This window comes from Duganella sp. Dugasp56 (assembly GCF_047304105.1).
GTDB classification, from domain to species: Bacteria; Pseudomonadota; Gammaproteobacteria; order Burkholderiales; family Burkholderiaceae_D; genus Rugamonas; species Rugamonas hordei.
The window spans coordinates 12,276-35,786 of sequence record NZ_JBGLYQ010000009.1 but is presented as its reverse complement, the minus strand read 5'-3'; the positions used below and the strand labels follow the sequence as shown (position 1 = coordinate 35,786).

The 23,511-nt window shown below is 64.1% G+C and carries 24 protein-coding genes; 21 read left to right on the top strand and 3 right to left on the bottom strand.

Annotation, left to right across the window (positions count from 1 at the left end):
* Positions 1–2 precede the first annotated feature (2 nt).
* From rsmH to ACCD07_RS07875, 17 genes are all read left to right on the top strand, one after another.
* Positions 3–977 (top strand): 16S rRNA (cytosine(1402)-N(4))-methyltransferase RsmH, encoded by a 975-nt coding sequence (rsmH, locus tag ACCD07_RS07955; RefSeq protein ID WP_413447030.1) that lies wholly within the window; start codon positions 3–5, stop codon positions 975–977.
* Positions 974–1,249, top strand: coding sequence for a cell division protein FtsL (gene ftsL, locus ACCD07_RS07950; protein WP_176654641.1), 276 nt, complete (start codon positions 974–976; stop codon positions 1,247–1,249). Before rsmH ends, ftsL begins: the two co-directional genes overlap by 4 nt.
* Positions 1,246–3,021 carry a peptidoglycan D,D-transpeptidase FtsI family protein gene (locus ACCD07_RS07945; RefSeq protein ID WP_176654640.1) on the top strand — a complete coding sequence of 592 codons (1,776 nt, stop codon included), beginning with the start codon at positions 1,246–1,248 and terminating at the stop codon, positions 3,019–3,021. Before ftsL ends, ACCD07_RS07945 begins: the two co-directional genes overlap by 4 nt.
* Positions 3,022–3,041: 20 nt before the next feature.
* Positions 3,042–4,577: a UDP-N-acetylmuramoyl-L-alanyl-D-glutamate--2,6-diaminopimelate ligase gene (locus ACCD07_RS07940; RefSeq protein ID WP_413447094.1), complete on the top strand. Its 1,536-nt coding sequence runs from the start codon at positions 3,042–3,044 to the stop codon at positions 4,575–4,577.
* The gene (locus ACCD07_RS07935; RefSeq protein WP_413447029.1) at positions 4,577–5,962 is read left to right on the top strand and encodes a UDP-N-acetylmuramoyl-tripeptide--D-alanyl-D-alanine ligase; all 1,386 of its coding nucleotides are present in this window, start codon (positions 4,577–4,579) and stop codon (positions 5,960–5,962) included. The genes ACCD07_RS07940 and ACCD07_RS07935 overlap by 1 nt, the downstream gene beginning before the upstream one ends.
* 2 nt (positions 5,963–5,964) lie before the next feature.
* Complete coding sequence (gene mraY / locus ACCD07_RS07930) at positions 5,965–7,134, top strand: phospho-N-acetylmuramoyl-pentapeptide-transferase (protein WP_176654638.1); 1,170 nt, start codon at positions 5,965–5,967, stop codon at positions 7,132–7,134.
* Positions 7,134–8,591, top strand: coding sequence for a UDP-N-acetylmuramoyl-L-alanine--D-glutamate ligase (murD, locus tag ACCD07_RS07925; RefSeq protein WP_413447028.1), 1,458 nt, complete (start codon positions 7,134–7,136; stop codon positions 8,589–8,591). Before mraY ends, murD begins: the two co-directional genes overlap by 1 nt.
* Complete coding sequence (ftsW, locus tag ACCD07_RS07920; protein WP_176654636.1) at positions 8,591–9,811, top strand: putative lipid II flippase FtsW; 1,221 nt, start codon at positions 8,591–8,593, stop codon at positions 9,809–9,811. Before murD ends, ftsW begins: the two co-directional genes overlap by 1 nt.
* Positions 9,808–10,875 (top strand): undecaprenyldiphospho-muramoylpentapeptide beta-N-acetylglucosaminyltransferase, encoded by a 1,068-nt coding sequence (gene murG, locus ACCD07_RS07915; protein ID WP_413447027.1) that lies wholly within the window; start codon positions 9,808–9,810, stop codon positions 10,873–10,875. Before ftsW ends, murG begins: the two co-directional genes overlap by 4 nt.
* Positions 10,872–12,263, top strand: coding sequence for a UDP-N-acetylmuramate--L-alanine ligase (gene murC, locus ACCD07_RS07910; protein WP_176654635.1), 1,392 nt, complete (start codon positions 10,872–10,874; stop codon positions 12,261–12,263). Before murG ends, murC begins: the two co-directional genes overlap by 4 nt.
* A 2-nt stretch (positions 12,264–12,265) precedes the next feature.
* Positions 12,266–13,225: a D-alanine--D-alanine ligase gene (locus ACCD07_RS07905; RefSeq protein WP_176654634.1), complete on the top strand. Its 960-nt coding sequence runs from the start codon at positions 12,266–12,268 to the stop codon at positions 13,223–13,225.
* 8 nt (positions 13,226–13,233) lie between these two features.
* The gene (locus ACCD07_RS07900; protein WP_176654633.1) at positions 13,234–14,025 is read left to right on the top strand and encodes a cell division protein FtsQ/DivIB; all 792 of its coding nucleotides are present in this window, start codon (positions 13,234–13,236) and stop codon (positions 14,023–14,025) included.
* Positions 14,026–14,035: 10 nt separating this feature from the next.
* Positions 14,036–15,268 carry a cell division protein FtsA gene (ftsA, locus tag ACCD07_RS07895; protein ID WP_008445439.1) on the top strand — a complete coding sequence of 411 codons (1,233 nt, stop codon included), beginning with the start codon at positions 14,036–14,038 and terminating at the stop codon, positions 15,266–15,268.
* 110 nt (positions 15,269–15,378) lie between these two features.
* Positions 15,379–16,605 (top strand): cell division protein FtsZ, encoded by a 1,227-nt coding sequence (gene ftsZ, locus ACCD07_RS07890; RefSeq protein ID WP_176654632.1) that lies wholly within the window; start codon positions 15,379–15,381, stop codon positions 16,603–16,605.
* A gap of 82 nt (positions 16,606–16,687) precedes the next feature.
* Entirely contained in the window at positions 16,688–17,191 is a 504-nt protein-coding gene (locus ACCD07_RS07885) for a peroxiredoxin (protein WP_176654631.1), read from the top strand.
* A 160-nt stretch (positions 17,192–17,351) separates the two neighbouring features.
* Positions 17,352–17,744: a hypothetical protein gene (locus ACCD07_RS07880; protein ID WP_413447026.1), complete on the top strand. Its 393-nt coding sequence runs from the start codon at positions 17,352–17,354 to the stop codon at positions 17,742–17,744.
* The gene (locus ACCD07_RS07875) at positions 17,741–18,016 is read left to right on the top strand and encodes a type II toxin-antitoxin system RelE/ParE family toxin (RefSeq protein ID WP_413447025.1); all 276 of its coding nucleotides are present in this window, start codon (positions 17,741–17,743) and stop codon (positions 18,014–18,016) included. Before ACCD07_RS07880 ends, ACCD07_RS07875 begins: the two co-directional genes overlap by 4 nt.
* A gap of 7 nt (positions 18,017–18,023) precedes the next feature.
* On the opposite strand, the gene ACCD07_RS07870 is transcribed toward ACCD07_RS07875, so the two are convergent.
* Together ACCD07_RS07870 and ACCD07_RS07865 are read right to left on the bottom strand one after the other, a co-directional pair.
* Positions 18,024–18,488 carry a DUF2244 domain-containing protein gene (locus ACCD07_RS07870; protein WP_413447024.1) on the bottom strand — a complete coding sequence of 155 codons (465 nt, stop codon included), beginning with the start codon at positions 18,486–18,488 and terminating at the stop codon, positions 18,024–18,026.
* Positions 18,489–18,544: 56 nt separating this feature from the next.
* The gene (locus tag ACCD07_RS07865) at positions 18,545–19,321 is read right to left on the bottom strand and encodes a class I SAM-dependent methyltransferase (RefSeq protein WP_413447023.1); all 777 of its coding nucleotides are present in this window, start codon (positions 19,319–19,321) and stop codon (positions 18,545–18,547) included.
* 91 nt (positions 19,322–19,412) lie between these two features.
* On the opposite strand from ACCD07_RS07865, the gene ACCD07_RS07860 reads away from it, so the two are divergent.
* The 4 genes from ACCD07_RS07860 (at position 19,413) to lpxC (ending at position 22,810) form a co-directional block, all read left to right on the top strand.
* Entirely contained in the window at positions 19,413–20,183 is a 771-nt protein-coding gene (locus tag ACCD07_RS07860) for a helix-turn-helix transcriptional regulator (RefSeq protein WP_413447022.1), read from the top strand.
* 75 nt (positions 20,184–20,258) lie between these two features.
* The gene (locus tag ACCD07_RS07855; RefSeq protein WP_413447021.1) at positions 20,259–20,804 is read left to right on the top strand and encodes a DUF2867 domain-containing protein; all 546 of its coding nucleotides are present in this window, start codon (positions 20,259–20,261) and stop codon (positions 20,802–20,804) included.
* A 204-nt stretch (positions 20,805–21,008) separates the two neighbouring features.
* Positions 21,009–21,851, top strand: a complete 843-nt coding sequence (locus ACCD07_RS07850) for a DMT family transporter (RefSeq protein WP_176654626.1) — start codon at positions 21,009–21,011, stop codon at positions 21,849–21,851.
* A gap of 23 nt (positions 21,852–21,874) precedes the next feature.
* Positions 21,875–22,810 carry a UDP-3-O-acyl-N-acetylglucosamine deacetylase gene (gene lpxC / locus ACCD07_RS07845; protein WP_176654625.1) on the top strand — a complete coding sequence of 312 codons (936 nt, stop codon included), beginning with the start codon at positions 21,875–21,877 and terminating at the stop codon, positions 22,808–22,810.
* Here the strand turns inward: lpxC and ACCD07_RS07840 are convergent.
* On the bottom strand, positions 22,807–23,301 hold the full coding sequence (locus ACCD07_RS07840) for a DciA family protein (protein WP_176654624.1): 495 nt from the start codon (positions 23,299–23,301) through the stop codon (positions 22,807–22,809). The two genes, lpxC and ACCD07_RS07840, sit on opposite strands and share 4 nt — an antisense overlap.
* Positions 23,302–23,511: the final 210 nt, after the last annotated feature.

Below are 23,511 nucleotides of genomic sequence, written 5' to 3'. Positions count from 1 at the left end.
TGATGACCATGACATCGGTGCCGGAATTTCAGCATCGGACGGTGCTGCTAGACGAAGCGGTCGACGCGCTGGCGCTGGACGGCGCGCGCGCCGACGGCGTCTACGTCGACGGCACCTTCGGCCGCGGCGGCCACTCGCGCCTGATCCTGTCCAGGCTGGGCGCCAACGCGCGCCTGATCGCCTTCGACAAGGACCCGCAGGCCATCGCCACCGCCGAACAGATCGCCGACCCGCGCTTCACCATCGTCCATGACAGCTTCGCCACCATGAGCGCGGCGCTGGCCGAACGCGGCGCGCCCAAGGCGGACGGCATCCTGCTCGACCTGGGCATCTCCTCGCCGCAAGTGGACGACGCCGCGCGCGGCTTCAGCTTCCGTAACGATGGCCCGCTCGATATGCGCATGGACACCACGCGCGGCATGTCGGCGGCGCAGTGGATCGCCACTGAAACCGAACAGACACTGGAAAAGGTGATAAAAGAATATGGGGAAGAACGGTTTGCTTTTCAGATTGCAAAGGCGATTGTTGCTCGCCGGGCAGTCGAGCCAATTTCAACCACACGACAGCTTGCCGGCATCGTGGCAGGCGCGGTCAAGACTCGGGAAAAGGGCAAGGATCCGGCAACCCGCACATTTCAGGCTATCCGGATTTTCATCAATAAAGAGCTTGAAGATCTCGAGATCGGTCTGAACCAGGCCTACGACAGCCTGGCGCCGGGCGGCATCATCGCCATCATCAGCTTCCACTCGCTGGAAGACCGCATGGTCAAGCGCTTCTTCGCGTCCAAGGCCAATGTCGAGCAGCCCGACCGCCGCCTGCCGATCCGCGCGGTCGACCTGCCGCAGCCGGAGCTGAAGCTGCTGGCCAAGATGAAGCCGTCCGACGCCGAGGTCGACGCCAACCCGCGCGCCCGCTCCGCCGTGATGCGCGTGGCGCGCCGGCTGCCGATTCCTTCAATCGCGGAAGGTGCGGCATGAGCGGCAAGATCAACCTGGTGCTGGCGGCGATGCTGGTCGCTTGCGGCCTGTCGCTGGTTAACGCGCAATACCAGGCGCGCCACCTGTTCATCGAGCTGGAACGGGCGCAGTCGCAGGCGCGCCAGCTGGACATCGAATGGGCGCAGCTGCAGCTGGACCAGTCGACGCTGGGCAAGCACGCGCGCATCGAGGAAATCGCCCGCCGCGACCTGAACATGACCCCGCTGACCGCGGCCCGCACGCAGTACCTGACGCCGGAAGGATCGAAATGAGCCGCGGCAGCAATGCGAACACCTCGCGCGTAGCCGCCTCCAGGGGCGTGCCGTTCTCGAAGAACCCTGTGCTGGCGGTGCGTCTGTCGGTATGGCGTTCGCGCGTCGTGCTGTTCGTCTTGTTTGCCGCCTTCGCCGGCCTGGCCGGCCGCGCCCTGTGGCTGCAAGGCCTGTCGACCCAGTTCCTGCAGAAGCAGGGCGAGATCCGCTACGCCCGCACGCTGGACCTGCCGGCCACGCGCGGCAAGATCACCGACCGCGAAGGCCAGGTGCTGGCCTCGTCGATTCCCGTCAAGGCCATCTGGGCGATCCCGGACGATGTGCAGGACGCGCCGCCGGCCAAATTGAAAGAGCTGGCCAGGCTGCTCGACATGAGCAACGCCGACCTGCAGAAGAAGCTCGATTCCGACCGCGGCTTCGTCTACCTGAAGCGCCAGGTCGAGCAGGACGTGGCCGACCAGATCACCAAGCTGGGCATCGACGGCATCCAGACCCGCAAGGAATACAAGCGCTTCTACCCGCAGGGCGAAGTGACCACCCACGTGGTGGGCTTCACCAACGTCGAGGACGTGGGCCAGGAATCGATGGAGCTGGCGCAGCAGAAAACCCTGGTCGGCCAGCCGGGCAGCCGCCGCGTGATCAAGGACCGCCTGGGCCATATCGTCGAAGACATCGAATCGGTGCGCGAACCGCACGACGGCAAGGACCTGACGCTGTCGATCGACAGCAAGATCCAGTACATCGCCTTCACGCAGGTGAAGGAGTCGGTCGAGAAGTTCCATGCCAAGGCCGGCGCCGCCGTGGTGCTGGACGTGCACACCGGCGAGGTGCTGGCGCTGGCCAACTGGCCCACCTACAACCCGAACGACCGCTCCAAGCTGACTGGCGAGCAACTGCGCAACCGCGTCATGACCGACACCTTCGAGCCGGGTTCGTCGCTCAAGCCGTTCACCGTCGGCCTGGCGCTGGATGAAAAACGCATCACGCCGCACACCATGTTCGACACCGGCGCCGGCTCGATGGTGATCGCCGACCACGTGATCCACGACACCCATCCGCACTACATGATCGACGTGCAGGGCATCATCCAGAAATCGTCCAACATCGGCACCTCCAAGATCGCGCTGGCCATGCCGCCGCAGGAGATGTGGGAGATGTTCACCAAGGTCGGCTTCGGCCAGCAGCCCAAGTGGGGCTTCCCCGGCGCCGTGGCCGGCCGCGTGCGTCCTTATAAATCCTGGCGCCCCATCGAGCAGGCCAACATGAGCTTCGGCCAGGGCATCTCGGTGTCGCTGATCCAGCTGGCCCGCGCCTACATGATCTACGCCCGCGACGGCGACATCATTCCGCTGTCGTTCCAGAAGGTCAGCGAGGCGCCGCACGGCACGCAGGTGGTGAGCGCCAAGACCGCCGCCGAGATGCGCGAGATGCTGGAGATGGTGACCCAGCCGGGCGGCTCGGCCGTCAAGGCGCAGGTGCCGGGCTACCGCGTCGGCGGCAAGACCGGCACGGCGCAGAAGTTCCTCAACGGGCACTATTCGCAGACCAAATACATCGGCAACTTCGTCGGCATGGCGCCGATGTCGAACCCGCGCTTCATCATCGCCGTCATGATCGACGAACCGGGCGGCCCGGTGCACGTCGGCGGCGACGTCGCCGGTCCCGTGTTCTCCGCGCTGGCCGCCAATGCGCTGCGCGCCAAGAACATCACGCCGGATTCAACCCTTACCCATATCATCATTCCTGATAATGCAGCACAGGAGAACATGTGACCACTTCTGACTTCGACCCGATGGCTATTGCAGCCGCGATCCGCAAGCTGGCGCCGAGCGCGCAGCTGGCGTCGGATTCGCGCCGCATCAAGCTGGGCGATGTGTTTTTCGCTTATCCCGGCGACGCCGGCGATGGGCGCAGCTTTATCGACAACGCCATCGAGCAGGGCGCGTCGCTGATCGTGCTGGACCCCGCCGGTTTCACCTGGAACGACAGCTGGACCGTGCCCCACCTGGCCGTGGATAACCTGAAGCAGAACGCCGGCCCGATCGCGCACGCCTTCTACCAGCAGCCCGATGCGACGATGTTCACCGTCGGCGTGACCGGCACCAACGGCAAGACCTCCAGCGCCGTGTGGCTGGGCCAGGTCCTGTCGCGCGGCGCCGAACCGGCCGCCGTGGTCGGCACGCTGGGCGTGGGCCTGTTCCGCGCGCGCGGCGAAGTCGAATACGACGTCACCGGCTACACCACGCCGGACGCGGTGCTGCTGGCGCGTACGCTGGCCGACCTGCGCGGGCAGGGCGCGGCATCGCTGGCGATCGAAGTGTCGTCCATCGGCCTGGAACAAGGCCGCGTGGCCGGCATGCACTTCGACGTCGCGCTGTTCACCAACCTGACCCGCGACCATCTGGACTACCACGGCACGATGGAGGCCTACGAGGCCGCCAAGGTCAAGCTGTTCGACTGGCCCGGCCTGAAAACGGCGGTCGTCAACCTGGACGATCCCGCCGGCGTGCGCATTATCGATCACCTGAAAGCCAGGCCGGCTCCTTTGGCCGGCAACATCCCGCTGATCGGCTACACGCTGCGCGACACGACCGCGCGGCCGGACATCGACGGCGTGCTGATGCTGCGCGCCAGCCAGATGCGCAGCAGCCGCAGCCTCGGCACCGAATTCCATCTGGATTGCCCGCTGGGCGTGGCGCTGGTCAAAACGCATTTGGTCGGCAACTTCAACATCAGCAACGCGCTGGGCGTGATGGGCGCGATACTGGCCAAGGGCGCCGGCCTGCGCGCCGCCATCGAAGCGGCCGAGGCGCTGCAGCCCGCGCCCGGGCGCATGCAGCAGGTCGGCGGCCAGGATGCGCCGATGATCGTCATCGACTACGCCCACACGCCGGACGCGCTGGAGAAGACCCTGGCCGCGCTGCGTCCGGTGGCCAGCGATCGCGGCGGCCAGCTGTGGTGCGTGTTCGGCTGCGGCGGCGACCGCGATCCGGGCAAGCGCCCGCAGATGGGCAAGATCGCGCAGATCGCCGACCACGTGCTGGTCACCAGCGACAATCCGCGCAGCGAAGATCCGCATTCGATCATCGAGCAGATCCTGGCCGGCATGGACCAGAACAATCCGGCATCGACGGTGCAGGCGCTGGACGATCGCGCCGCCGCCATCCTGTCGGCGATCAAGCATGCCGGCAAGCCGGACGTGATCCTGCTGGCCGGTAAAGGCCACGAGCCCTATCAGGAAATCAAGGGCAAGAAACTGCCATTCTCGGATGCCGAGCACGCGCAGCTGGCGCTGTCGGCACGTTTAACCATGATGAGGACGAATTGATGCGCGCAGCACTCGCACAGATTCTGCCTTCGATCGCGGGCGCCAGGCTGATTGGCGCCGGCGAAGTGGTGTTTAACGGCGTCTCCACGGACAGCCGCAGCGTCATGGCCGGCAATTTGTTTGTCGCATTGCGCGGCGAAGTGTTCGATGCCCACCAGTTCCTCGCGCAGGTGGCGGAGCAGGGCGTCGCCGCTGCCATCGTCGAAGAACTGCCTGAAGGCTGGAATCTTCCGGCCATCGTCGTACCGGACACGCTGACCGCGCTGGGCCAGATCGCCAACTACTGGCGCCGCCAGTTCGCGATGCCGGTCATCGGCGTCACGGGCAGCAACGGCAAGACCACGGTCAAGGAAATGATCGCGACCATCCTCGCGGCGGCACATGGCGAAGAAGGCCGCCTGGCCACGCGCGGCAACCTGAATAACGAAATCGGCGTGCCGCTGACGCTGTTCCGCATGGAAGCGAAGCAGCAGTCGGCCGTCGTCGAACTGGGCATGAACCACCCCGGCGAAATCGGCCGCCTCAGCGCCATCGCCGAGCCGACCGTCGCCATGGTCAACAACGCCCAGCGCGAGCACCAGGAATTCATGCACACCGTCGAAGCGGTCGCCCGCGAAAACGGCGCCGTGCTGGCCAGCCTGCCGGCGGACGGCGTGGCCGTGTTCCCGCACGGCGACGAATTCACGCCGATATGGGAAGAGCTGTCGGCAGGCCGCCGCGTGCTGCGCTTCGGCCTGACCAAGGACGCGGAAGTGAGCTGCACCTTCCGTGCCGGAGATTTCGGCAACGAGATGTTCGTCACCATCCGCGAAGGCGAGGGCGAGCCTGAACAGTTCTTCGTCAACCTGCAGGCAGCCGGTGAGCACAACGTGCGCAACGCGCTGGCCGCCGTCGCCTGCACCTACGCCGCCGGCATCGCGCTGGACAAGATCAAGCTGGGCCTCGACACCTTCGCGCCCGTCAGCGGCCGCCTGCAGAAGAAGGCCGCCGCCAACGGCGCCGTGGTCATCGACGACAGCTACAACGCGAACCCGGATTCGGTGCGCGCCGCCATCGACGTATTGTCCAAGGCCGCCGCGCCGCGCGTGCTGGTGCTGGGCGACATGGGCGAAGTCGGCACGCAGGGGCCGGAGTTTCATGAAGAAATCGGCGCATATGCGCAGACCAAAGGCATCGAACAGGTGCTGGTAACGGGCGAACTGGCCTTGCACATGAAAGGCGCGTCCATTCGTCATTTTGAAAACTTCGGCGATCTGCTGGCTGCTGTCGATGCAGCGGTAACGCCGGATGCAACCGTATTAATCAAGGGCTCCCGCTTCATGAAGATGGAACGGGTCGTGCAGCATTTGATTGGATCGCAACAAGCTAACAAGGAAAGTCACTAATCATGCTGCTCTGGCTCGCACAATATTTCCAGCAGGACCTCGGACCACTCCGCGTCTTCAACTTCATCACCTTCCGCGCCGTCTTCGCGACGATCACGGCGCTGGTCATCGGCCTGGGCGCCGGCCCGGCCGTGATCCGCAAACTGACGGCCATGAAGTACGGCCAGGCCGTGCGCACCGACGGTCCGCAAACGCACCTGAAAAAACACGGTACCCCGACCATGGGCGGCGTGCTGCTGCTGATCGCCATCGGCGTATCGACGCTGCTGTGGTGCGACCTGTCGAACCGCCTGATCTGGCCTGTGCTGGTGGTCACGCTGGGCTTCGGCGCGGTCGGCTGGGTCGACGACTACCGCAAGGTGGTGCGCCAGGATCCCGAAGGCATGCGTTCGGCGGAAAAATACTTCTGGCAGTCGCTGGTCGGCGTGGCAGCGGCGTTGTACCTGGCGTTCTCGGTGTCCGCGCCGAACGCGGGCAAGGTGTTCGAGCTGTTCTTCGCCTGGGTGCAGTCCGGCTTCTCGATGGACCTGCCGCCGAAAGCCGACCTGATCGTCCCGTTCTTCAAGACCATCAGCTATCCGCTGGGCGTGTGGGGCTTCATCGCGCTGACCTACTGTGTCATCGTCGGCACCAGCAACGCCGTTAACTTCACCGATGGGCTGGACGGCCTGGCGATCATGCCGACGATTATGGTCGGCTCGGCACTGGGCCTGTTCGCCTACCTGACGGGCAGCGCGACGTATTCGAAGTACCTGTTCATTCCGCACATTCCCGGCGCGGGCGAACTGATTATCTTCTGCGGCGCACTGGCCGGCGCGGGTTTGGCTTTCCTGTGGTTTAACACGCACCCTGCGCAAGTATTCATGGGCGACGTCGGCGCGTTGGCGCTGGGCGGCGCGCTGGGCACCATCGCCGTGATCGTGCGCCAGGAAATCGTCTTGTTCATCATGGGCGGCATCTTCGTCGCTGAAACGTTGTCCGTGATTATCCAGGTGGGCTGGTTCAAGATCACCAAGAAGCGCTTCGGCGTCGGCCGCCGCGTGTTCCTGATGGCGCCCTTGCATCACCACTTTGAACAAAAAGGCTGGAAAGAGACCCAGGTCGTCGTGCGTTTCTGGATTATCACGATGATGCTGGTACTGATTGGTTTGTCTACGCTGAAGCTGCGCTGATGATTTACGAAGGCAAAAACGCACTGGTATTGGGACTGGGTGAGTCCGGTCTGGCGATGGCGCTGTGGCTCGCCCGCAGCGGCGCGCGCGTGCGCGTTGCCGATACCCGTGAGTCGCCGGACCGTTTGCCTGCGTTGCGCGAAGCGATCTCCGACGTGGAATTCATCGCCGGTCCGTTCGGCGCTACGCTGCTGGATGGCGTGGACTTCGTCACCGTCAGCCCCGGCCTGGCGCCCGGCCGCGAACTGAAAGAGATCGCACCGGCCGCCGCCGCGGCGAACATCCCGGTATGGGGCGAGATCGAATTGTTCGCGCAGGCGCTGGAAGCGCTGGAAAATGAACGCGCCTACACGCCCAAGGTCATCGCCATCACCGGCACCAACGGCAAGACCACGGTCACCACGCTGGTCGGCCAACTGTGCGAACGCGCCGGCAAGACGGTGCGCGTGGCCGGCAACATCAGCCCTGCAGCGCTGGACGTGCTGCGCGAAGTGATGGACAACGAAGCGTTGCCCGAAGTGTGGGTACTGGAATTGTCCTCCTTCCAGCTGCAGACCACCTACACGCTGGAGGCGGATGCCGCCACGGTGCTGAACGTGACCCAGGACCACCTGGACTGGCACGGCGACATGCCGTCCTACGCCGCCGCCAAGCACCGCATCTTCGCCGCCGACACGGTGCGCGTCCTGAACCGCGACGACGCCACCGTCATGCGCATGGCCAGCGCCACCGGCGTCAATGTCACCTTCGGCACCGACGCGCCGACGCTGCGCGACGACCTTGGCCTGAACAATGAGCGCGGCGTGCTGTGGCTGGCCACCGCCGTTCCCGCCGAGGAAGAGGGCGAACCGAAGAAACGCAAGAAGAACGATCCGCCGCCACCGCCGGTCGAGTGCACGGTCAAGAACTTGATGCCGGCCGACGCGTTGCAGATCCGCGGCGTGCACAACGCATCCAACGCGCTGGCCGCGCTGGCGCTGTGCCGCGCCATAGACCTGCCGCTGGCGCCATTGCTGCACGGCCTGCGCGAGTATCGCGGCCAGCCGCATCGTGTGGAGCTGGTCGGCGCCATCAACGAAGTCGAGTACTACGACGACAGCAAGGGCACCAACGTCGGCGCCACCGTGGCCGCATTGAACGGCCTGGGCAAGGCCTTCACCGGCGCGGAACAGCGCCTGGTGGTCATCATGGGCGGCGACGGCAAGGGCCAGGACTTCACGCCGCTGGCCGAGCCGGTATCGCGCTATGCGCGCGCCGTGCTGCTGATCGGCCGCGACGCGCCGCTGCTGCGCACCGCGCTGGAGCCATCCGGCGTCGAGCTGGAAGACTGCGGCACCGACCTGCCGCTGGCCGTCAAGCGCGCCAGCATGGACATGTTCAAGAACTACGCGCATCGCGCCCAGGTGTTCATCGACGCCGTGCGCGATATCGCACTCGACGCAGGACAGGAGATCTGATGGCCTTCCAGCTGCCGTTCCGCTTCGCTGAAAAGTCGACAGGCATGTCGATGGACAGCCGCGCGCGTCAGTCGAAGATGATGGAATACGACCAGCCGCTGGTCTGGGTCACGCTGTTGCTGATGCTGTTCGGGATGGTGATGGTGTATTCGGCCTCGATCTCGCTGCCGGACTCGCCGAAGTACGTCAACTACGTCCGTTGGCAGAACACCTACTTCCTGCAGCGGCAGGCGATGTTCATCGTGGTTTCGCTGGTCGTCGGCCTGTTCGTGTTCCGCATCCGCATCGCCGATTTGCAGAAGGCCGCGCCTTATCTGTTCGCCGGTACGCTGGTGATGCTGTTCCTGGTGCTGGTGCCCGGCCTGGGCTCGGTGGTCAACGGCTCGCGCCGCTGGCTGTCGCTGGTGGTGATCAAGATCCAGCCGTCGGAGCTGATGAAGGTGGTCGCCGTGCTGTACGCCGCCGACTACACCGTGCGCAAGCAGGAATACATGCACAAGCTGACCAAGGGCTTCATGCCGATGGCCGCGGCGGTCGGCGTGGTCGGCCTGCTGCTGCTGCTGGAGCCGGACCTGGGCGCCTTCGGCGTGATCGTCTGCATCGCGATGGGCATCCTGTTCCTGGGCGGGATCAACGCCGTCTGGTTCGGCGGTATCGGCCTGGTGCTGGTGGCGATCTTCGGGTCGATCATCGCTCTGTCGAAGTTCCGCCGCGAGCGCTATTTCGCCTACCTCAATCCGTGGGAAGAGGACAACGCCTTGAACAAGGCATACCAGCTGACGCACTCGCTGATCGCTTTCGGGCGCGGCGAGTTGTTTGGCGTCGGCCTCGGCGGCAGCGTGGAAAAGCTGCACTACCTGCCGGAAGCGCACACCGACTTCATCATGGCGGTGATCGGCGAGGAACTCGGCCTGGCCGGCGTGCTGGTGGTGATCGCGCTGTTCTACTGGATCGTCAAGCGCGCCTTCGACATCGGCCGCCAGGCCATCGCCATCGACCAGACCTTTGCCGGCCTGACGGCCAAGGGCATCGGCATCTGGATCGGCGTACAGACGTTTATTAATATGGGTGTCAACCTTGGACTGCTGCCGACCAAGGGCTTGACCTTGCCGCTGATGAGCTATGGCGGCACGGGTGTTGTGATTAACTGCGTCGGGCTCGCGATCCTGCTCCGGATCGACTACGAGAACCGGGTCCTGATGCGTGGTGGCAGATTATGAAACGATTAATGATTATGGCGGCCGGTACGGGCGGTCATATTTTCCCCGGCCTGGCGATCGCGCAAACCATGCGCGCGCGCGGCTGGGAAGTGAGCTGGCTGGGCACTTCCGCCGGCATGGAGCAGGACCTGGTGCCGAAGCACGGCATCGCGATGGACAGCATCGACTTCACCGGCATGCGCGGCAAGGGCATCAAGCATTCCCTTGCCGGCGCGCTGAAGATGGTCAAGGCGTTCGTCGACTGCTTCGGCTTCATCGGCAAGCGCAAACCGGATGTGGTGATGGGCATGGGCGGTTACGTGACGGTACCGGGAGGCTTGATGTCGCGCATGCGCGGCGTGCCGCTGGTGCTGGTGAATGCGGATGCGGCGCTGCTGCTGTCGAATAAGACGCTGGTGCCGTTCGCGGACCGCGTGTGCTTCGGCTTCCCCGCCAATTTCGGCAAGGCCGCCAGCAAGGCTGTCGTCACCGGCAACCCGGTGCGCAAGGAGATTTTGGACATGCCGATGCCTGCGCTGCGCTTCGCCGGCCGCGAAGGCCCGCTGCGCATCCTGGTGGTGGGCGGCAGCCTGGGGGCGAAAGCGCTGAACGACAACCTGCCGGCCGCGCTGGCGTTGATCCCGGCCGCGCAGCGTCCGGTGGTGACGCACCAGTCGGGCAAGAAGAATATCGATGCCCTGCGTGCGGCGTATGCGCAGGCGGGCGTGGAAGCGAACGTGGTGGACTTCATCGACGACATGGCGGCCGCCTACAGCGCCGCCGACGTGGTGATCTGCCGCGCCGGCGCGATCACGCTGTCGGAACTGACGGCGGCCGGCGTGGCCAGCGTGCTGGTTCCCCTGGTCGCATCGACCACCAGCCACCAGCGCGAAAACGCGAAGTGGATGGCGAAACAAAACGCGGCGATTCATATGCCGCAGACGGAAATGAGCGCGCAAAGTGTGGCGACGCTGCTGGAAACGCTGACCCGCGGCGCTTGCCTGACCATGGCTAACGCGGCCCTGGGCGTCGGCAAGCGCGACTCCAACGACGCTATCGCCACCGTATTGGAACAGTTAGCATGAAACATAAAGTACAGAATATTCACTTCGTCGGCATCGGCGGCAGCGGCATGAGCGGCATCGCCGAGGTGCTGCTGACGCTGGGCTATACCGTGTCCGGCTCGGACCTGGGCAGCAACGCCGTCACGCAACGCCTGGCCGACATGGGCGCGCAGGTGTTCCAGGGCCATGCGGCTGAGAACATCGGCAAGGCCGACGCCGTCGTCACCTCGACCGCCGTCCAGCAGGACAATCCTGAAGTGGTGGCCGCGCGCAGCCGCAAGATCCCTATCGTTCCACGCGCGGTGATGCTGGGCGAATTGATGCGCCTGAAGCGCGGCATCGCCATCGCCGGCACGCACGGCAAGACCACCACCACCAGCCTGGTGGCGTCGGTGCTGGCGCAGGGCGGGCTGGATCCGACCTTCGTCATCGGCGGCCGCCTGACGTCCGCCGGCGCCAACGCCAAGCTGGGTACCGGCGACTACCTGGTCGCGGAAGCCGACGAATCGGATGCATCGTTCCTGAACCTGACGCCGATGATCGAAGTCATCACCAACATCGATGCCGATCACATGGAAACCTACGAGCATGATTTCGAGAAGCTCAAGCAGGCCTTTGTGAATTTCACGCACCGCCTGCCGTTCTACGGCCGCGCGATGCTGTGCATCGACGATCCGCATGTGCGGGCCATCATCCCGCAGGTGACCAAGCCGGTGACCACCTACGGCTTTGCCGAGGATGCGGAAGTGCGCGCCGTGAACGCGCGCGCCGTCGGCGTCGAGATGCACTTCACCGTGATCCAGGAAGGCTATCCGGACCTGGACGTGGTGCTGAACCAGCCCGGCCTGCACAACGTGCAGAACGCCTGCTCGGCGATCGCCATCGCGCGTGAAATCGGCATCGAGGACAGCGCCACCCAGGCCGGCCTGGCCGGCTTTGCCGGCGTCGGCCGCCGTTTCACCAAGTACGGCGACGTCGCCATTCCAGGCGGCGGCACCTTTACGCTGGTCGACGACTTCGGCCACCACCCGCTGGAAATGGAAGTGACGATGGCCGCCGCGCGCGCCGCCTATCCGGGCCGCCGCCTGCTGCTGGCTTTCCAGCCGCACCGCTACAGCCGTACGCGGGACCTGTTCGAGGACTTCGTCAAGGTACTGGGCGCGCCGGACGTGCTGGTGCTGGCCGAAGTCTACGCCGCCGGCGAAGCGCCGGTGGTGGCCGCCGACGGCCGCGCGCTGGCGCACGCATTGCGCGCACGCGGCAAGACGGAACCGATTTTCGTGGAGGCGATCGGCGATATGCCGGAAACCATCATGAGCGTAGTGCGCGACGGCGACGTCGTGATGACCATGGGCGCAGGCTCGATCAGCGGCGTCCCGGCAAAACTGACTAATTACACTAAGGTCTGAAAGTGAATCACCTTACTTCTACTGACGCAAAAGCATACGGCAAGGTCGGCGTGCTGTTCGGCGGCCGTTCCGCCGAACGCGAAGTCTCGATCATGTCCGGCACCGGCGTTGCGAAGGCGCTACAAAGCAAGGGCGTGGACGCCCATCTGTTCGACACCGGCGAGCGCTCGCTGGCCGAACTGGCCGCTGAAAAATTCGACCGCGTTTTCATCGCGCTGCACGGCCGCTACGGCGAAGACGGCAGCCTGCAGGGCGCGCTGGAACTGCTGGGCATACCCTACACCGGCAGCGGCGTGATGGCCAGCTCGGTGGGCATGGACAAGATCACCACCAAGATCGTCTGGCTGGCCGCCGGCGTGCCGACGCCGCGCTACGCGGTGCTCAACGCCGGCTCCGACCTGGATGCCGTGGCCGCCGACCTGGGCCTGCCGCTGATCGTCAAGCCGCCGCATGAAGGCTCGACCATCGGCATCACCAAGGTCAACGCCGCCGATGAACTGAAAGCCGCCTACGACATCGCCGCCGCGCTGGACGATTCGGTGCTGGCCGAGGAATTCGTCACCGGCCGCGAATTCACGGTCGCCATCCTCGGCTCGGGCGCTGCCGCGCGCGCGCTGCCGGTGGTGGAGATCGTCGCCCCGGAAGGCAATTACGACTACCAGAACAAGTACTTCACCGACGACACCAAGTATTTCTGCCCCGCCGCGCTGCCGGAAGCGCTGAGCGAAGAGATGCGCCGCATCGCCCTGCAAGCCTATCTGGCGCTGGGTTGCGAGGGTTGGGGCCGGGTCGACGTGCTGCTGCGCGAGCGCGATCAGAAGCCGTTCCTGCTGGAGGTGAACACTTCCCCTGGCATGACCAGCCATTCGCTGGTGCCGATGGCCGCGCGCGCGGAAGGCATCAGCTATGAGGACCTGTGCGTGGAAATCCTGCGCACGGCGCGCTTGAAGATGAAGGGATAAGCGGCAGGATGTGGCAAGACGCAAAAGCCTTGAATGCGACCGCCAGTGCCATTTTCGTGCTGGCGCTGTTGTCGTGCATCGGGGCCGGCGTGTGGTGGGTGGCGCAGCGTCCGATGTTCAACCTGCGCACCATCCGCATCGAGACGATAGGGCAGGACGAGTTAAAGCATGTGAATCACCTGACGCTGCGCAGCAACGCGCTGGGCCGCATCAAGGGCAACTTCTTCACGACCAACCTGGATGCGGTGCGTCAGGCGTTTGAATCGGTGCCCTGGGTGCGCCGCGCAACGGTACGCCGCGAATGGCCGGACCAGTTGATCGTGGCGCTGGAAGAGCATGAGGCGTTGGGAACGTGGGGCGAGGACGGCAAGCTGCTGTCGACCAAGGGCGATGTGTTCACCGCCAACCTGGCCGAGGCGGAAGAGGACCATACGCTGCCGGAGTTCGATGGGCCGGACGGCAGCGAGAAGGAAGTGCTGTCGCGTTACGACGAGCTGCGCGCGTGGTTCGCGCCGCTCAAGCTGGTGCCGGAGTCGCTGTCGCTGTCGGGCCGGTATGCGTGGACGGTGAAACTGAGTAACGGCATGAGTGTGGCGCTGGGGCGTGAACAGACCAGCACCACGTTGAAGGAAAGGGTGGACCGCCTGACCGGGATTTATCCGCAGCTGGTGGAGCACTTGCAGAACATCGACACGATCGATATGCGGTACCAGAACGGGCTGGCCCTGAGCGCGACGGGATTGAAGATTCCGACAGAGGGAACCAAGCCAAAACCGATAGTGAAGAAAAAAATTCAGTAGGCAGAGATAAATGACTAAAGACGCTAAAAACCTGATCGTTGGCCTCGACATCGGCACCTCGAAAGTGGTGGCCGTGGTGGCCGAGGTGATGGGCGATGGACGCCACGAAGTGATAGGCCTGGGCCAGCACGAGTCCAAGGGCCTGAAGAAAGGCGTGGTGGTCAACATCGAAGCGACCGTCGAATCGATCCAGCGCGCGCTGGAAGAGGCGGAGCTGATGGCCGACTGCAAGATCCGCAATGTCTACGCCGGCATCGCGGGCAGTCATATCCGCAGCTTCAATTCCAGCGGCATGGTGGCGATCAAGGACAAGGAAGTGACGGCGACCGACGTGGCGCGCGTCATCGAAACGGCAAAGGCGGTTAACATTCCGACCGACCAGCAGCTGCTGCATACGGTACCGCAGGAATTCATCGTCGACAGCCAGGAAGACGTGCGCGAACCGATCGGCATGAGCGGCATCCGGCTGGAAGTCAAAGTCCATATCGTGACCGGCGCCGTGTCCGCGGTGCAGAACATCGTCAAGTGCGTGCGCCGCTGCGGACTGGAAGTATCGGACCTGATTTTGCAGCCGATGGCTTCGGCCGACGCGGTGCTGACGCCGGACGAGAAGGAACTGGGCGTGGTGCTGATCGACATCGGCGGCGGCACCACCGACGTCGCCGTGTTCTCGGACGGCGCGATCCGCCACACCGCCGTGATCCCCATCGCCGGCGACCAGATCACCAACGACATCGCGATGGCGCTGCGCACGCCGACCTCGGAAGCGGAAGAGATCAAGATCCGCTACGGCGTGGCCAAGCAGGTGCTGGCCGATCCGGGCGAGACGCTGGAAGTGCCGGGCCTGGGCGACCGCGGTCCGCGCAACCTGTCGCGCCAGGCGCTGGCCGCCGTGATCGAGCCGCGCGTCGAGGAGCTGTTCGCGATGGTGCACCAGGTGGTGCGCGAGTCCGGCTACGAAGGCGTGCTCTCGTCGGGCATCGTGCTGACCGGCGGCACCGCGATCATGCCGGGCATGGTCGAGATGGCGGAAGACATTTTCCTCAAGCCGGCGCGCCTGGGCACGCCGGACTACCGCGGCCAGCTGGCCGACGTGGTGCGCAGCCCGCGCTACGCGACGGTGCTGGGCCTGTTGTTGGAAGCGAAAAAGCAGTACCTGCGTGGCCATATCGTCACGCGGCAGGATGGATCGGTAAAGGCAGTATGGCAGCGCATGAAGGAATGGTTCCTCGGTAATTTTTGAAGTAAAACGCGACGTTTTTTTAATATTGAAACCGCAGTTTTCAATCCCCAGTTCTTCTAAAAAATATGAGGACTGGCGCTTGAAAACCGCATTCTGATAGGGAGTACATCATGGAGTTTGATATGGTCGATAACGCAGCTTTGGGTACCGTCATCAAGGTCGTCGGAGTCGGCGGAGCAGGTGGCAACGCAGTTCAACACATGATCAACAAGGGCATGTCCGGCGTGGAATTCATCGCCGCGAACACCGACGCCCAGGCGCTGTCGACCTCCAAGGCCGACAACATCATCCAGATCGGCGAGACCGGTCTGGGCGCCGGCATGAAGCCTGACGTCGGCCGCAAGCTGGCCGAGGAGTCGCGCCAGCGCATCGAGGACTCGCTGCGCGGCGCGCACATGGTGTTCATCGCCGCCGGCATGGGCGGCGGCACCGGCACCGGCGCCGCGCCGATCGTGGCGGAAATCGCCAAATCGCTGGGCGCGCTGACCGTGGCCGTGGTGTCGAAGCCGTTCTCGCACGAAGGCCAGAAGTGCATGGACATCGCCGACGAAGGCCTGGAAGCCCTGTCGGCCAACGTCGACTCGCTGATCGTGATCCTGAACGAGAAGCTGGAAGAGATCTACGAAGACGAATCGCTGATCGAATGGCTGCAGCACGCCGACGATGTGCTCAACAACGCCGTTGCCGGTATCGCCGAGATCATCAACGTTCCGGGCCACATCAACGTCGACTTCAACGACGTCAAGACCATCATGGGCGAGCAGGGCAAGGCCATGATGGGCACCGCGACCGCGTCCGGCGTCGACCGCGCGCGCATCGCCGCCGAGCAGGCCGTGGCCTCGCCGCTGCTGGACGGCGTCGACCTGTCGGGCGCGCGCGGCGTGCTGGTCAACGTGACCGCCTCGCGCGGCCTGAAAGGTAAGGAGATCAAGGAAGTCATGGCCGCCGTGCGCGCGTTTGCGGCGCCGGACGCGTCGATCGCCCAGGGCATCGCCTACGACGACGACATGGGCGACAACATCCGCGTCACCGTGGTGGCGACCGGCCTGGGCAAGGCCAAGAAGCACGTGCAGCTGGTTCCTCAGCAGATGCTGCGCACCGGCACCCACAACAGCCCGATGATGCCATCGGCTGCACTGGGCGGCGGCGCCGCCTCGGCGGGCGTGTCGATGGGCGCGACCGGCGGCATGGGCGGCGGCGCATCGCCGGCCTTCGACGGCATGAAGGCGCCGGCGGTATGGCGTCGCGAATCGGCTTCCGAACAGGTGCGCGCGATGGAGAAGAATGGCATGGAGACCTACGACATTCCAGCCTTCCTGCGCAAACAGGCCGATTAAGGCATACTGCTCGTTCTATGCCGGTGAAAGCCGCGCTTAGGCGCGGCTTTTTTACGTTCAACATTCATAAAAGGAGTCATACATGACCATCAAGATTGGCGACACCCTGCCAGAAGGCACCCTGTCCGAATTCATCGAAACCGAAACCGAAGGCTGCTCGCTCGGCCCGAACACGTTCAACGTACAAGACCTGGTCAAGGGCAAGAAGATCGCGATCTTCGGCCTGCCAGGCGCCTACACCCCGACCTGCTCGGCACAGCACGTGCCAGGCTACGTCAAGCACGCCGCCGACCTGAAAGCCAAGGGCGTCGATGAAATCTGGTGCATCTCGGTCAATGACGCCTTCGTCATGGGCGCCTGGGGCCGCGACCAGAAAGCCACCGGCATCGTCCGCATGATGGCCGACGGCAACGCCGCCTACTCCAAGGCCCTGGGCCTGGACGCCGACTTCAGCAAGTTCGGCATGGGCACCCGCTCGCAGCGCTACTCGATGCTGGTCGACAACGGTGTCGTGACCCAGCTGAACATCGAACAGGGCGGCAAGTTCGAAGTATCGAACGCGGAAACCCTGCTGGCCCAGGCCTAATCACCGGTTCGGCTGGATGCGGTAACAAAACGGCGCTGCGGCGCCGTTTGTCATTTTGAGGATATTTCGCATTTGATTTGAGGCGGGGCAGACGCCGGCTCGTTGCTGCCGATGATTTGGAGGTATGATTTTCGCAGGCAGTGTTGGTCGGGAGGCAGTGATGATATTTCTGAGTTGGGATAACCTGGCGAAAAATTACGGTTTGGGTGAAATAATGTCTGTCACCCTATTTGCGGTTGGGGAGATTTTTGAAATTCGGCTTGCCACAACGAATGGCCCTTCAAAATTGGTGGACGACGATGGTCTTACTAGTCGAGGATTTGGCGATCCTCGTGAAGCGTTAGCTTTGCTAAGCAAATTAGGCATTCAGCAAGTTGCTGTCGATATGAGTGGCTGGCGTATTGTCGACAGGGAGCTGACACATGCTGACTGGGCGAAAGCCAAAATAAGTGCCGCGATGGCAGGTTTGGCAGATGGGTCCAATCGGGTTTTTTCGGCGGAAGAGTGGGCTGCCATCCGTGCCGCTAAAAAGTCAGGCCGCGGTGCGCCATGAAACAGGTGGTCCGGACAGCGACGTATCTCGCCGATCTGGACGATATTGAACGATATGTCGCTCGCGACAACCCGGCCGCTGCGGCCCGGCTTTCCGATCATATCGATGATCAAGTGGATCAGCTGGCTGATCCGAACTTCCCTCGCCGTCGAGGACGGGTTCGAGGAACTTTTGAACTGGTGGTGCATAGACATTACGTTGCCGTATTCCTCGATAGTCCGACTACAGTCACGTTGCTGAGCGTGATACATACGCGCAGACGCTATCCATAAGGCGGGATCAATAGCCGTGCCTGTGCAGGCAGGCGGTCAGCTCATCGGCCAGCTTGCGCCGCTGGGCTGAACTCAGGAAGCGGCCCACTTCGATCCGCTCGCCACGGTCTTCGAGATGGATGGGATCGCTGTCGCCCCTTGGCGGCAGCAGGCGGGTGGCAGGGGGATGCAGGCGCCGTTCGCTGCGCTTGCTGCCCCGGCGCTGCTCGACCATGATGGCGGCGGGGGAAATGTCGATGCGGTCGTAGTCGCCGCGATGGCGGGCGCAGTAGCTGAGGCAGGCCGCCAGCGCCGCCTGCTCCAGCACCGCATAGACCAATACATACCAATAGCCTTGCCACAGGAACGCCAGCGCCACCAGCCCCGACGGCAGGCACAGCGTCACGAACACCAGCGCCAGTTGACGCTGGGTCAGTGTGCAGCGGCGCTCCAGCAGCCAGCTGCGCGGTTCCGATGGCACATCGCGCGGCATTGCATTCTCCCTGAACGTAGGAGAAGTATAGCGTTGTTCGCCCGCGCGGGGCCGCCTCAGTAGATGTCGCCGAAGTCGTGTTTGGCCTTGAACAAGGTCGAGTCGATCGAGAACGAGCAGTCGGGCTGCACGGCGAAGTATTGCAGCGTCTCTTCCGGCGCGGTGCCGAACAGGCTGCGGATCGCCGTCACCCGCTCGGCCGGCGTGCGCATGCGGGCGGTCCATTCGTCGAATTTCATTTCCAGCTTCCAGTCGCTGACGCGCTCGCATTTGAAGCCCGCGTCGGCCAGCATCGCGCACCATTCGGACGGCCGGTAGTCGCGCACGTGCGAGCCGTCGCGCAGCAGTTCGACCGCTTGCAAGGTGGTGTCGTGCAGCGGATTTTCCGGCGCGGTGATGTCGATGACGACGAACAGGCCGCGTGGCTTGAGCACGCGCTTGACCTCGCGCAGCGCGGCCGGCACGTCGAACCAGTGGTGCGCGGAAAAGCGCGTGACGACCATGCAGAACGAGGCGTCGGCAAACGGCAGCTGGCCGACGTTGCCTTGCCGCGTGGCGATGTTGGTCAGTCCGCGCTCGCGCGCCGCGCCGGCCACCACTTCCAGCATTTGCGCCGACAGGTCGAGCGCCGTCACCGATTCCGCCACCGGCGCCACGGCGAAGCCGGCGTGGCCGGCGCCGCAGCCCAGGTCCAGCACGATCGGCGGGCGCGGCAGTGCGGCGGCGAGCTCGCGCAGCGCGGCCAGGTCGGCCCCTTGCGAGTGGACTGTGCTGGTCAGGTAGGCGCTGGCGGTATTGCCGAACTGCTGGGCGACGACGGCTTGCTGTTGCATGGTTTTCTCCAAAAGTTGTGCGAGTCAGGGCAGAATAGGCGTGTTTTTATCCTGTAACAAGACAAGTACTTATCCTGGTATAAGGACTACCATGCACAACAAACTCGGCGAATTCATCCGTGCACACCGGGAGCGCACCACTCCGGGCAGTGTGGGCCTGCCCGGCGGCGGCCGGCGCCGCACGCCCGGCCTGCGGCGCGAAGAGTTGGCGCAACTGTGCGACGTGAGCCCAACCTGGCTGACGTGGCTGGAGCAGGGCAGGGCGGTGCAGGCGTCCAGCAAGATGCTGGCGCGGCTGGCGGAAGTGCTGCATCTGTCAGCCGCCGAACGCGCCTACCTGTTCGGCCTGGCCGACCGGCTCGATCCGCATCACGACGACGGCGGCGGCACGGCCGAAGCGCTGGACGCGATCGTCATGGCCATCGGCGCCCCGGCCTACATCCTCGACCGGCAATGGGATGCGTTGGCGTGGAATCCGCAGGCGGCGCGGTTGTTTGCCGGCTGGCTGCCGTCGCAGCCGCAGCAGTCCCGGCCCAATCTGTTGCGCTACATGTTCGGCAATGCGGCGGCACGCGAGCTCATCGTCGACTGGCCGGAGCGCGCCCGGCGGCTGGTGGCCGAATTCCGCGCGGACATCGGCCGCCATGCCGGTGAGCAGCCGCTGGCCGGGCTGATCGCCGAACTGTCAGAGGCCAGCGCATTCTTCGCCGAACTGTGGACCTTGCAGGACGTGGTCGGCCGGGAAGGTGGCCTGCGCCGTTTCCGCCATCCGCTGCGTGGCGAGCTGGCCCTCAATCAAGTGACGCTGCACCCGGCCAAGCGGCACGATCTGAAGTTGGTGATGCTGCTGCCGCAGACTTGATTGGCCTGGCAACGACGATAGGAATTTGATGTTATAGTTTCTGCATCGTTCTGACGTTCCACTTATGGTTGACACATGCCGATCGAACTCAGCTTTGCAACGCCGGTTGCGCTTCCCGCGCAGTCCAGCATCACCGACCTCTACCAGTCGGTCAACCTGGCCGACGCATTTGCCATACGGCTGCCGTCCGGCGCCTCCGGTGATCCGGATCTGCTGGCCCGGTTCATCTTTGCGCATCAGCCTTCATGGATAGGGAAACTCACCACTCTTCGCGATGTGATCGTTGCCGGCTTTGGTCTGAAGACCGCCAGGCATCTGGCAACCCTGGCCCATGATGTGAGGGCTGAGCGGCTTGGCATCTTCAAGGTCTACCGTACCAGCGAAACTGAGATTGTGATGGGCGAGGACGATATGCATCTCGATTTCCGCGTGTCGGTACTGTGCAGCGGCAGGCCGGAGGCCGACGGCGGGCGCGAGCTGACCGTCTCGACGGTGGTCCATTGTCACAATCTGCTGGGGCGGGTCTACCTGTTTTGCATCGCGCCCATGCACCGCATGGTCGTCAAAGCCAGCCTGCGCCGCGCTGCGCATATCGGCTGGCCGGTCACGGCTTTAGAGTGAGCTGCCGGAAACTTTACTGAGAGGAGCACGGGAATAGCAAGGAAAGTAGCCCCTTGCTATAATCGAAACGACCGGGCACAGCCTGCCGGTCCTGGCTCCGGACGTCGCCATGATGACGTTTCCAGTGGTCCTCCCCGGACCTGTTGCAAGGAGCTTCCCCTGTCCTCCGTCACCCGCTCAGAAAACCTGCGCAGCATCTACGCGATGCTGGCCGCGGTCGCCATGTTCTCGTTCATGGACACCACCATGAAGCTGCTGTCCGCCCACTATCCCGCCACGCAAGTGACCGCCATGCGCGCCCTCAGTTCGCTGCCGCTGCTGTGCGGCTACATGCTGTACCGCGGCGCCTTCCGCGGCATCTTCCGCGTGCGCTGGGGCATGCATATTTTCCGCAGCCTGCTCGGCATCGCGATGTTGACCTCGTTTGCCTTTGGCCTGAAGGCGCTGTCGCTGGCCGAAGCGTATTCGATCTTCTTCATCGCGCCGTCGCTGATCACCGCGCTGTCCGTGTTCATATTGAAAGAGAAGGTCGGCATCGGCCAGTGGGTGGCCATCGCGGTCGGCCTGCTCGGCGTGCTGGTGGTGCTGCGTCCCGAGGGGACGGGCTTCCTGTCGCTGGGCGGGCTGGCGCTGCTGGGCTCGGCAGCGTGCTACGCGCTGTCGGCCGTCGTCAGCCGCATGCTGGCGCGCACCGACAGCAACGAGTCGATGATGTTCTGGTATTTGCTGCTGATGGCGGCCGGTGGCCTGGCGATGTCGGTCCAGCACTGGGTGCCGGTGCGCGCCGAGGACGGCTGGGTGCTGCTGGCGCTGGCGCTGAGCGGCTTCCTCGGCCAGTTGGCGATCACCCGCGCGTTCAGTTCCGGCAAGGCCTCGGTGGTGGCGCCGTTTGAATACTCGGCCCTGGCCTGGGGCGTGGCGATCGACTGGCTGCTCTGGCAGACGCTGCCGGACGGTTACACGCTGCTGGGCGCCGCCATCATCATCGGCAGCGGCATCTATCTGGTGCGGCGCGAAGCGGTGCATGTCGAAGCTGAGCATCCTTAACTACAGTTCGCTATAATCGCCGGATGTTAAAACAACGCACCATCAAAGAACTGGTCCGCACCACGGGTGTGGGCCTGCACTCCGGCACCAAGGTCGAGCTGACCCTGCGTCCGGCCGCGCCCGACACCGGCATCGTGTTCCGCCGCGTCGACCTGACGCCCATCGTGGAATTCCCGGCCAGCGCCATGGCGGTGGGCGACACCCGCATGGCGTCCGTGCTGGTCAAGGACGGCGCCCGCGTGTCGACCGTCGAGCACCTGATGTCGGCCTGCGCCGGCCTGGGCATCGACAACCTGTACATCGAAGTCAGTGCCGAGGAAATCCCCATCATGGACGGCTCGGCCTCGTCTTTCGTGTTTTTATTGCAACAGGCTGGCGTGCTGGAACAGCCGTCGGCCAAGAAATTCATCCGCGTGCTGAAACCGGTGGAAATCCGCGAAGGCACGGGCGACAAGGAAAAATGGGCCCGGCTGACCCCGTACAACGGCTTCAAGCTGGACTTCTTCATCGAATTCAACCATCCGGCGGTCGACGGCACCCAGCAGCGCGCCCACGTGGACTTCGGCGACGTCTCCTATGTGCACGACGTGGCGCGCGCCCGCACCTTCGGTTTCATGCAGGACGTGGAAATGCTGCGCGGCATAGGCCTGGCGCGCGGCGGCTCGCTGGAAAACGCCATCGTGATGGACGAGTACCGCATCCTCAATACCGACGGCCTGCGCTACGACGATGAATTCGTGCGCCACAAGATCCTCGACGCGATCGGCGACCTGTACCTGGTCGGCCATCCGCTGCTGGCCAGCTACGAGGCGCACAAGTCCGGCCACGCGCTCAACAACCAGCTGCTGCTGGAGCTGCTGAAGCATCCGGAGGCGTATGAAATCGTCTCGTTCGAGACTAACGAGGTGGCTCCACCCTCCTATCTGCGCCAGATGGCGCGCGAGTGGGCACTAACTTAAGAAGTTTGCCGGCGGCGCGCCACCATGGCCTTCAGCGCCGCGATCAAGGTGGCGTTCTGCGGCGTGGCCTCCAGCGTATCGCCTAGCTCGTCGAAGGCCGTGACGGCCGCATCCGACAGCGATAGCGAGCGCATCTGCTCCTTGATCTCGGCCGGCTTGGTCATCTGCACCTTCAATTTCACGCCGTGCACCTGCCAGCCGCGGCGCGCCAGCGTCTCCTGCAGCTTGGGCAGTTGCTGCTTGAGCTTGGCCGCCAGCGACGCGTTCGGCAGCGACAAGGTCAGCTGCCCATCCTCGAACGCCAGGATTTCGCAATACTTGAACATGGCCGGCAGGGCCGCAGCGCAGTCCTTTTGCAGCGAGGCCATGCGTTCTATGGCGGGCAGCAATGCTGCCATTTTGTCATCGCGGCGCAGGAAATCGGTCGCCTCGACGGCGGTGCGGCGTTTGATGGACAGGTTGGAAGAGTTGAAGCGCATGCGCAGCAACATATCACAGCGGCAAAAAAACGTCACCACCGGTTAAAATGCCTTGATTTTGTGACATTGTTCACTGTTGGGCTATTGTTATATAAGCCAATAACCCAATGTAGACGCGGACGCATGATAAAATCACCGTCTTTTGCCATAGTCGAACTCCGTGCGGTAAGGCGTTTTTCACCTACAGAGCTTTTTTTAACGGCGTTTTTTCAAGAATTCAAG

Excerpts from the sequence above, each read along its gene's own strand:
- rsmH (WP_413447030.1), top strand. The coding sequence starts at position 3 with ATGACCATGACATCGGTGCCGGAATTTCAGCATCGGACGGTGCTGCTA.
- ftsL (WP_176654641.1), top strand. The coding sequence starts at position 974 with ATGAGCGGCAAGATCAACCTGGTGCTGGCGGCGATGCTGGTCGCTTGC.
- ACCD07_RS07945 (WP_176654640.1), top strand. The coding sequence starts at position 1,246 with ATGAGCCGCGGCAGCAATGCGAACACCTCGCGCGTAGCCGCCTCCAGG.
- ACCD07_RS07940 (WP_413447094.1), top strand. The coding sequence starts at position 3,042 with ATGGCTATTGCAGCCGCGATCCGCAAGCTGGCGCCGAGCGCGCAGCTG.
- ACCD07_RS07935 (WP_413447029.1), top strand. The coding sequence starts at position 4,577 with ATGCGCGCAGCACTCGCACAGATTCTGCCTTCGATCGCGGGCGCCAGG.
- mraY (WP_176654638.1), top strand. The coding sequence starts at position 5,965 with ATGCTGCTCTGGCTCGCACAATATTTCCAGCAGGACCTCGGACCACTC.
- murD (WP_413447028.1), top strand. The coding sequence starts at position 7,134 with ATGATTTACGAAGGCAAAAACGCACTGGTATTGGGACTGGGTGAGTCC.
- ftsW (WP_176654636.1), top strand. The coding sequence starts at position 8,591 with ATGGCCTTCCAGCTGCCGTTCCGCTTCGCTGAAAAGTCGACAGGCATG.
- murG (WP_413447027.1), top strand. The coding sequence starts at position 9,808 with ATGAAACGATTAATGATTATGGCGGCCGGTACGGGCGGTCATATTTTC.
- murC (WP_176654635.1), top strand. The coding sequence starts at position 10,872 with ATGAAACATAAAGTACAGAATATTCACTTCGTCGGCATCGGCGGCAGC.
- ACCD07_RS07900 (WP_176654633.1), top strand. The coding sequence starts at position 13,234 with ATGTGGCAAGACGCAAAAGCCTTGAATGCGACCGCCAGTGCCATTTTC.
- ftsA (WP_008445439.1), top strand. The coding sequence starts at position 14,036 with ATGACTAAAGACGCTAAAAACCTGATCGTTGGCCTCGACATCGGCACC.
- ftsZ (WP_176654632.1), top strand. The coding sequence starts at position 15,379 with ATGGAGTTTGATATGGTCGATAACGCAGCTTTGGGTACCGTCATCAAG.
- ACCD07_RS07885 (WP_176654631.1), top strand. The coding sequence starts at position 16,688 with ATGACCATCAAGATTGGCGACACCCTGCCAGAAGGCACCCTGTCCGAA.
- ACCD07_RS07880 (WP_413447026.1), top strand. The coding sequence starts at position 17,352 with ATGATATTTCTGAGTTGGGATAACCTGGCGAAAAATTACGGTTTGGGT.
- ACCD07_RS07875 (WP_413447025.1), top strand. The coding sequence starts at position 17,741 with ATGAAACAGGTGGTCCGGACAGCGACGTATCTCGCCGATCTGGACGAT.
- ACCD07_RS07870 (WP_413447024.1), bottom strand. The coding sequence starts at position 18,488 with ATGCCGCGCGATGTGCCATCGGAACCGCGCAGCTGGCTGCTGGAGCGC.
- ACCD07_RS07865 (WP_413447023.1), bottom strand. The coding sequence starts at position 19,321 with ATGCAACAGCAAGCCGTCGTCGCCCAGCAGTTCGGCAATACCGCCAGC.
- ACCD07_RS07860 (WP_413447022.1), top strand. The coding sequence starts at position 19,413 with ATGCACAACAAACTCGGCGAATTCATCCGTGCACACCGGGAGCGCACC.
- ACCD07_RS07855 (WP_413447021.1), top strand. The coding sequence starts at position 20,259 with ATGCCGATCGAACTCAGCTTTGCAACGCCGGTTGCGCTTCCCGCGCAG.
- ACCD07_RS07850 (WP_176654626.1), top strand. The coding sequence starts at position 21,009 with ATGCTGGCCGCGGTCGCCATGTTCTCGTTCATGGACACCACCATGAAG.
- lpxC (WP_176654625.1), top strand. The coding sequence starts at position 21,875 with ATGTTAAAACAACGCACCATCAAAGAACTGGTCCGCACCACGGGTGTG.
- ACCD07_RS07840 (WP_176654624.1), bottom strand. The coding sequence starts at position 23,301 with ATGTTGCTGCGCATGCGCTTCAACTCTTCCAACCTGTCCATCAAACGC.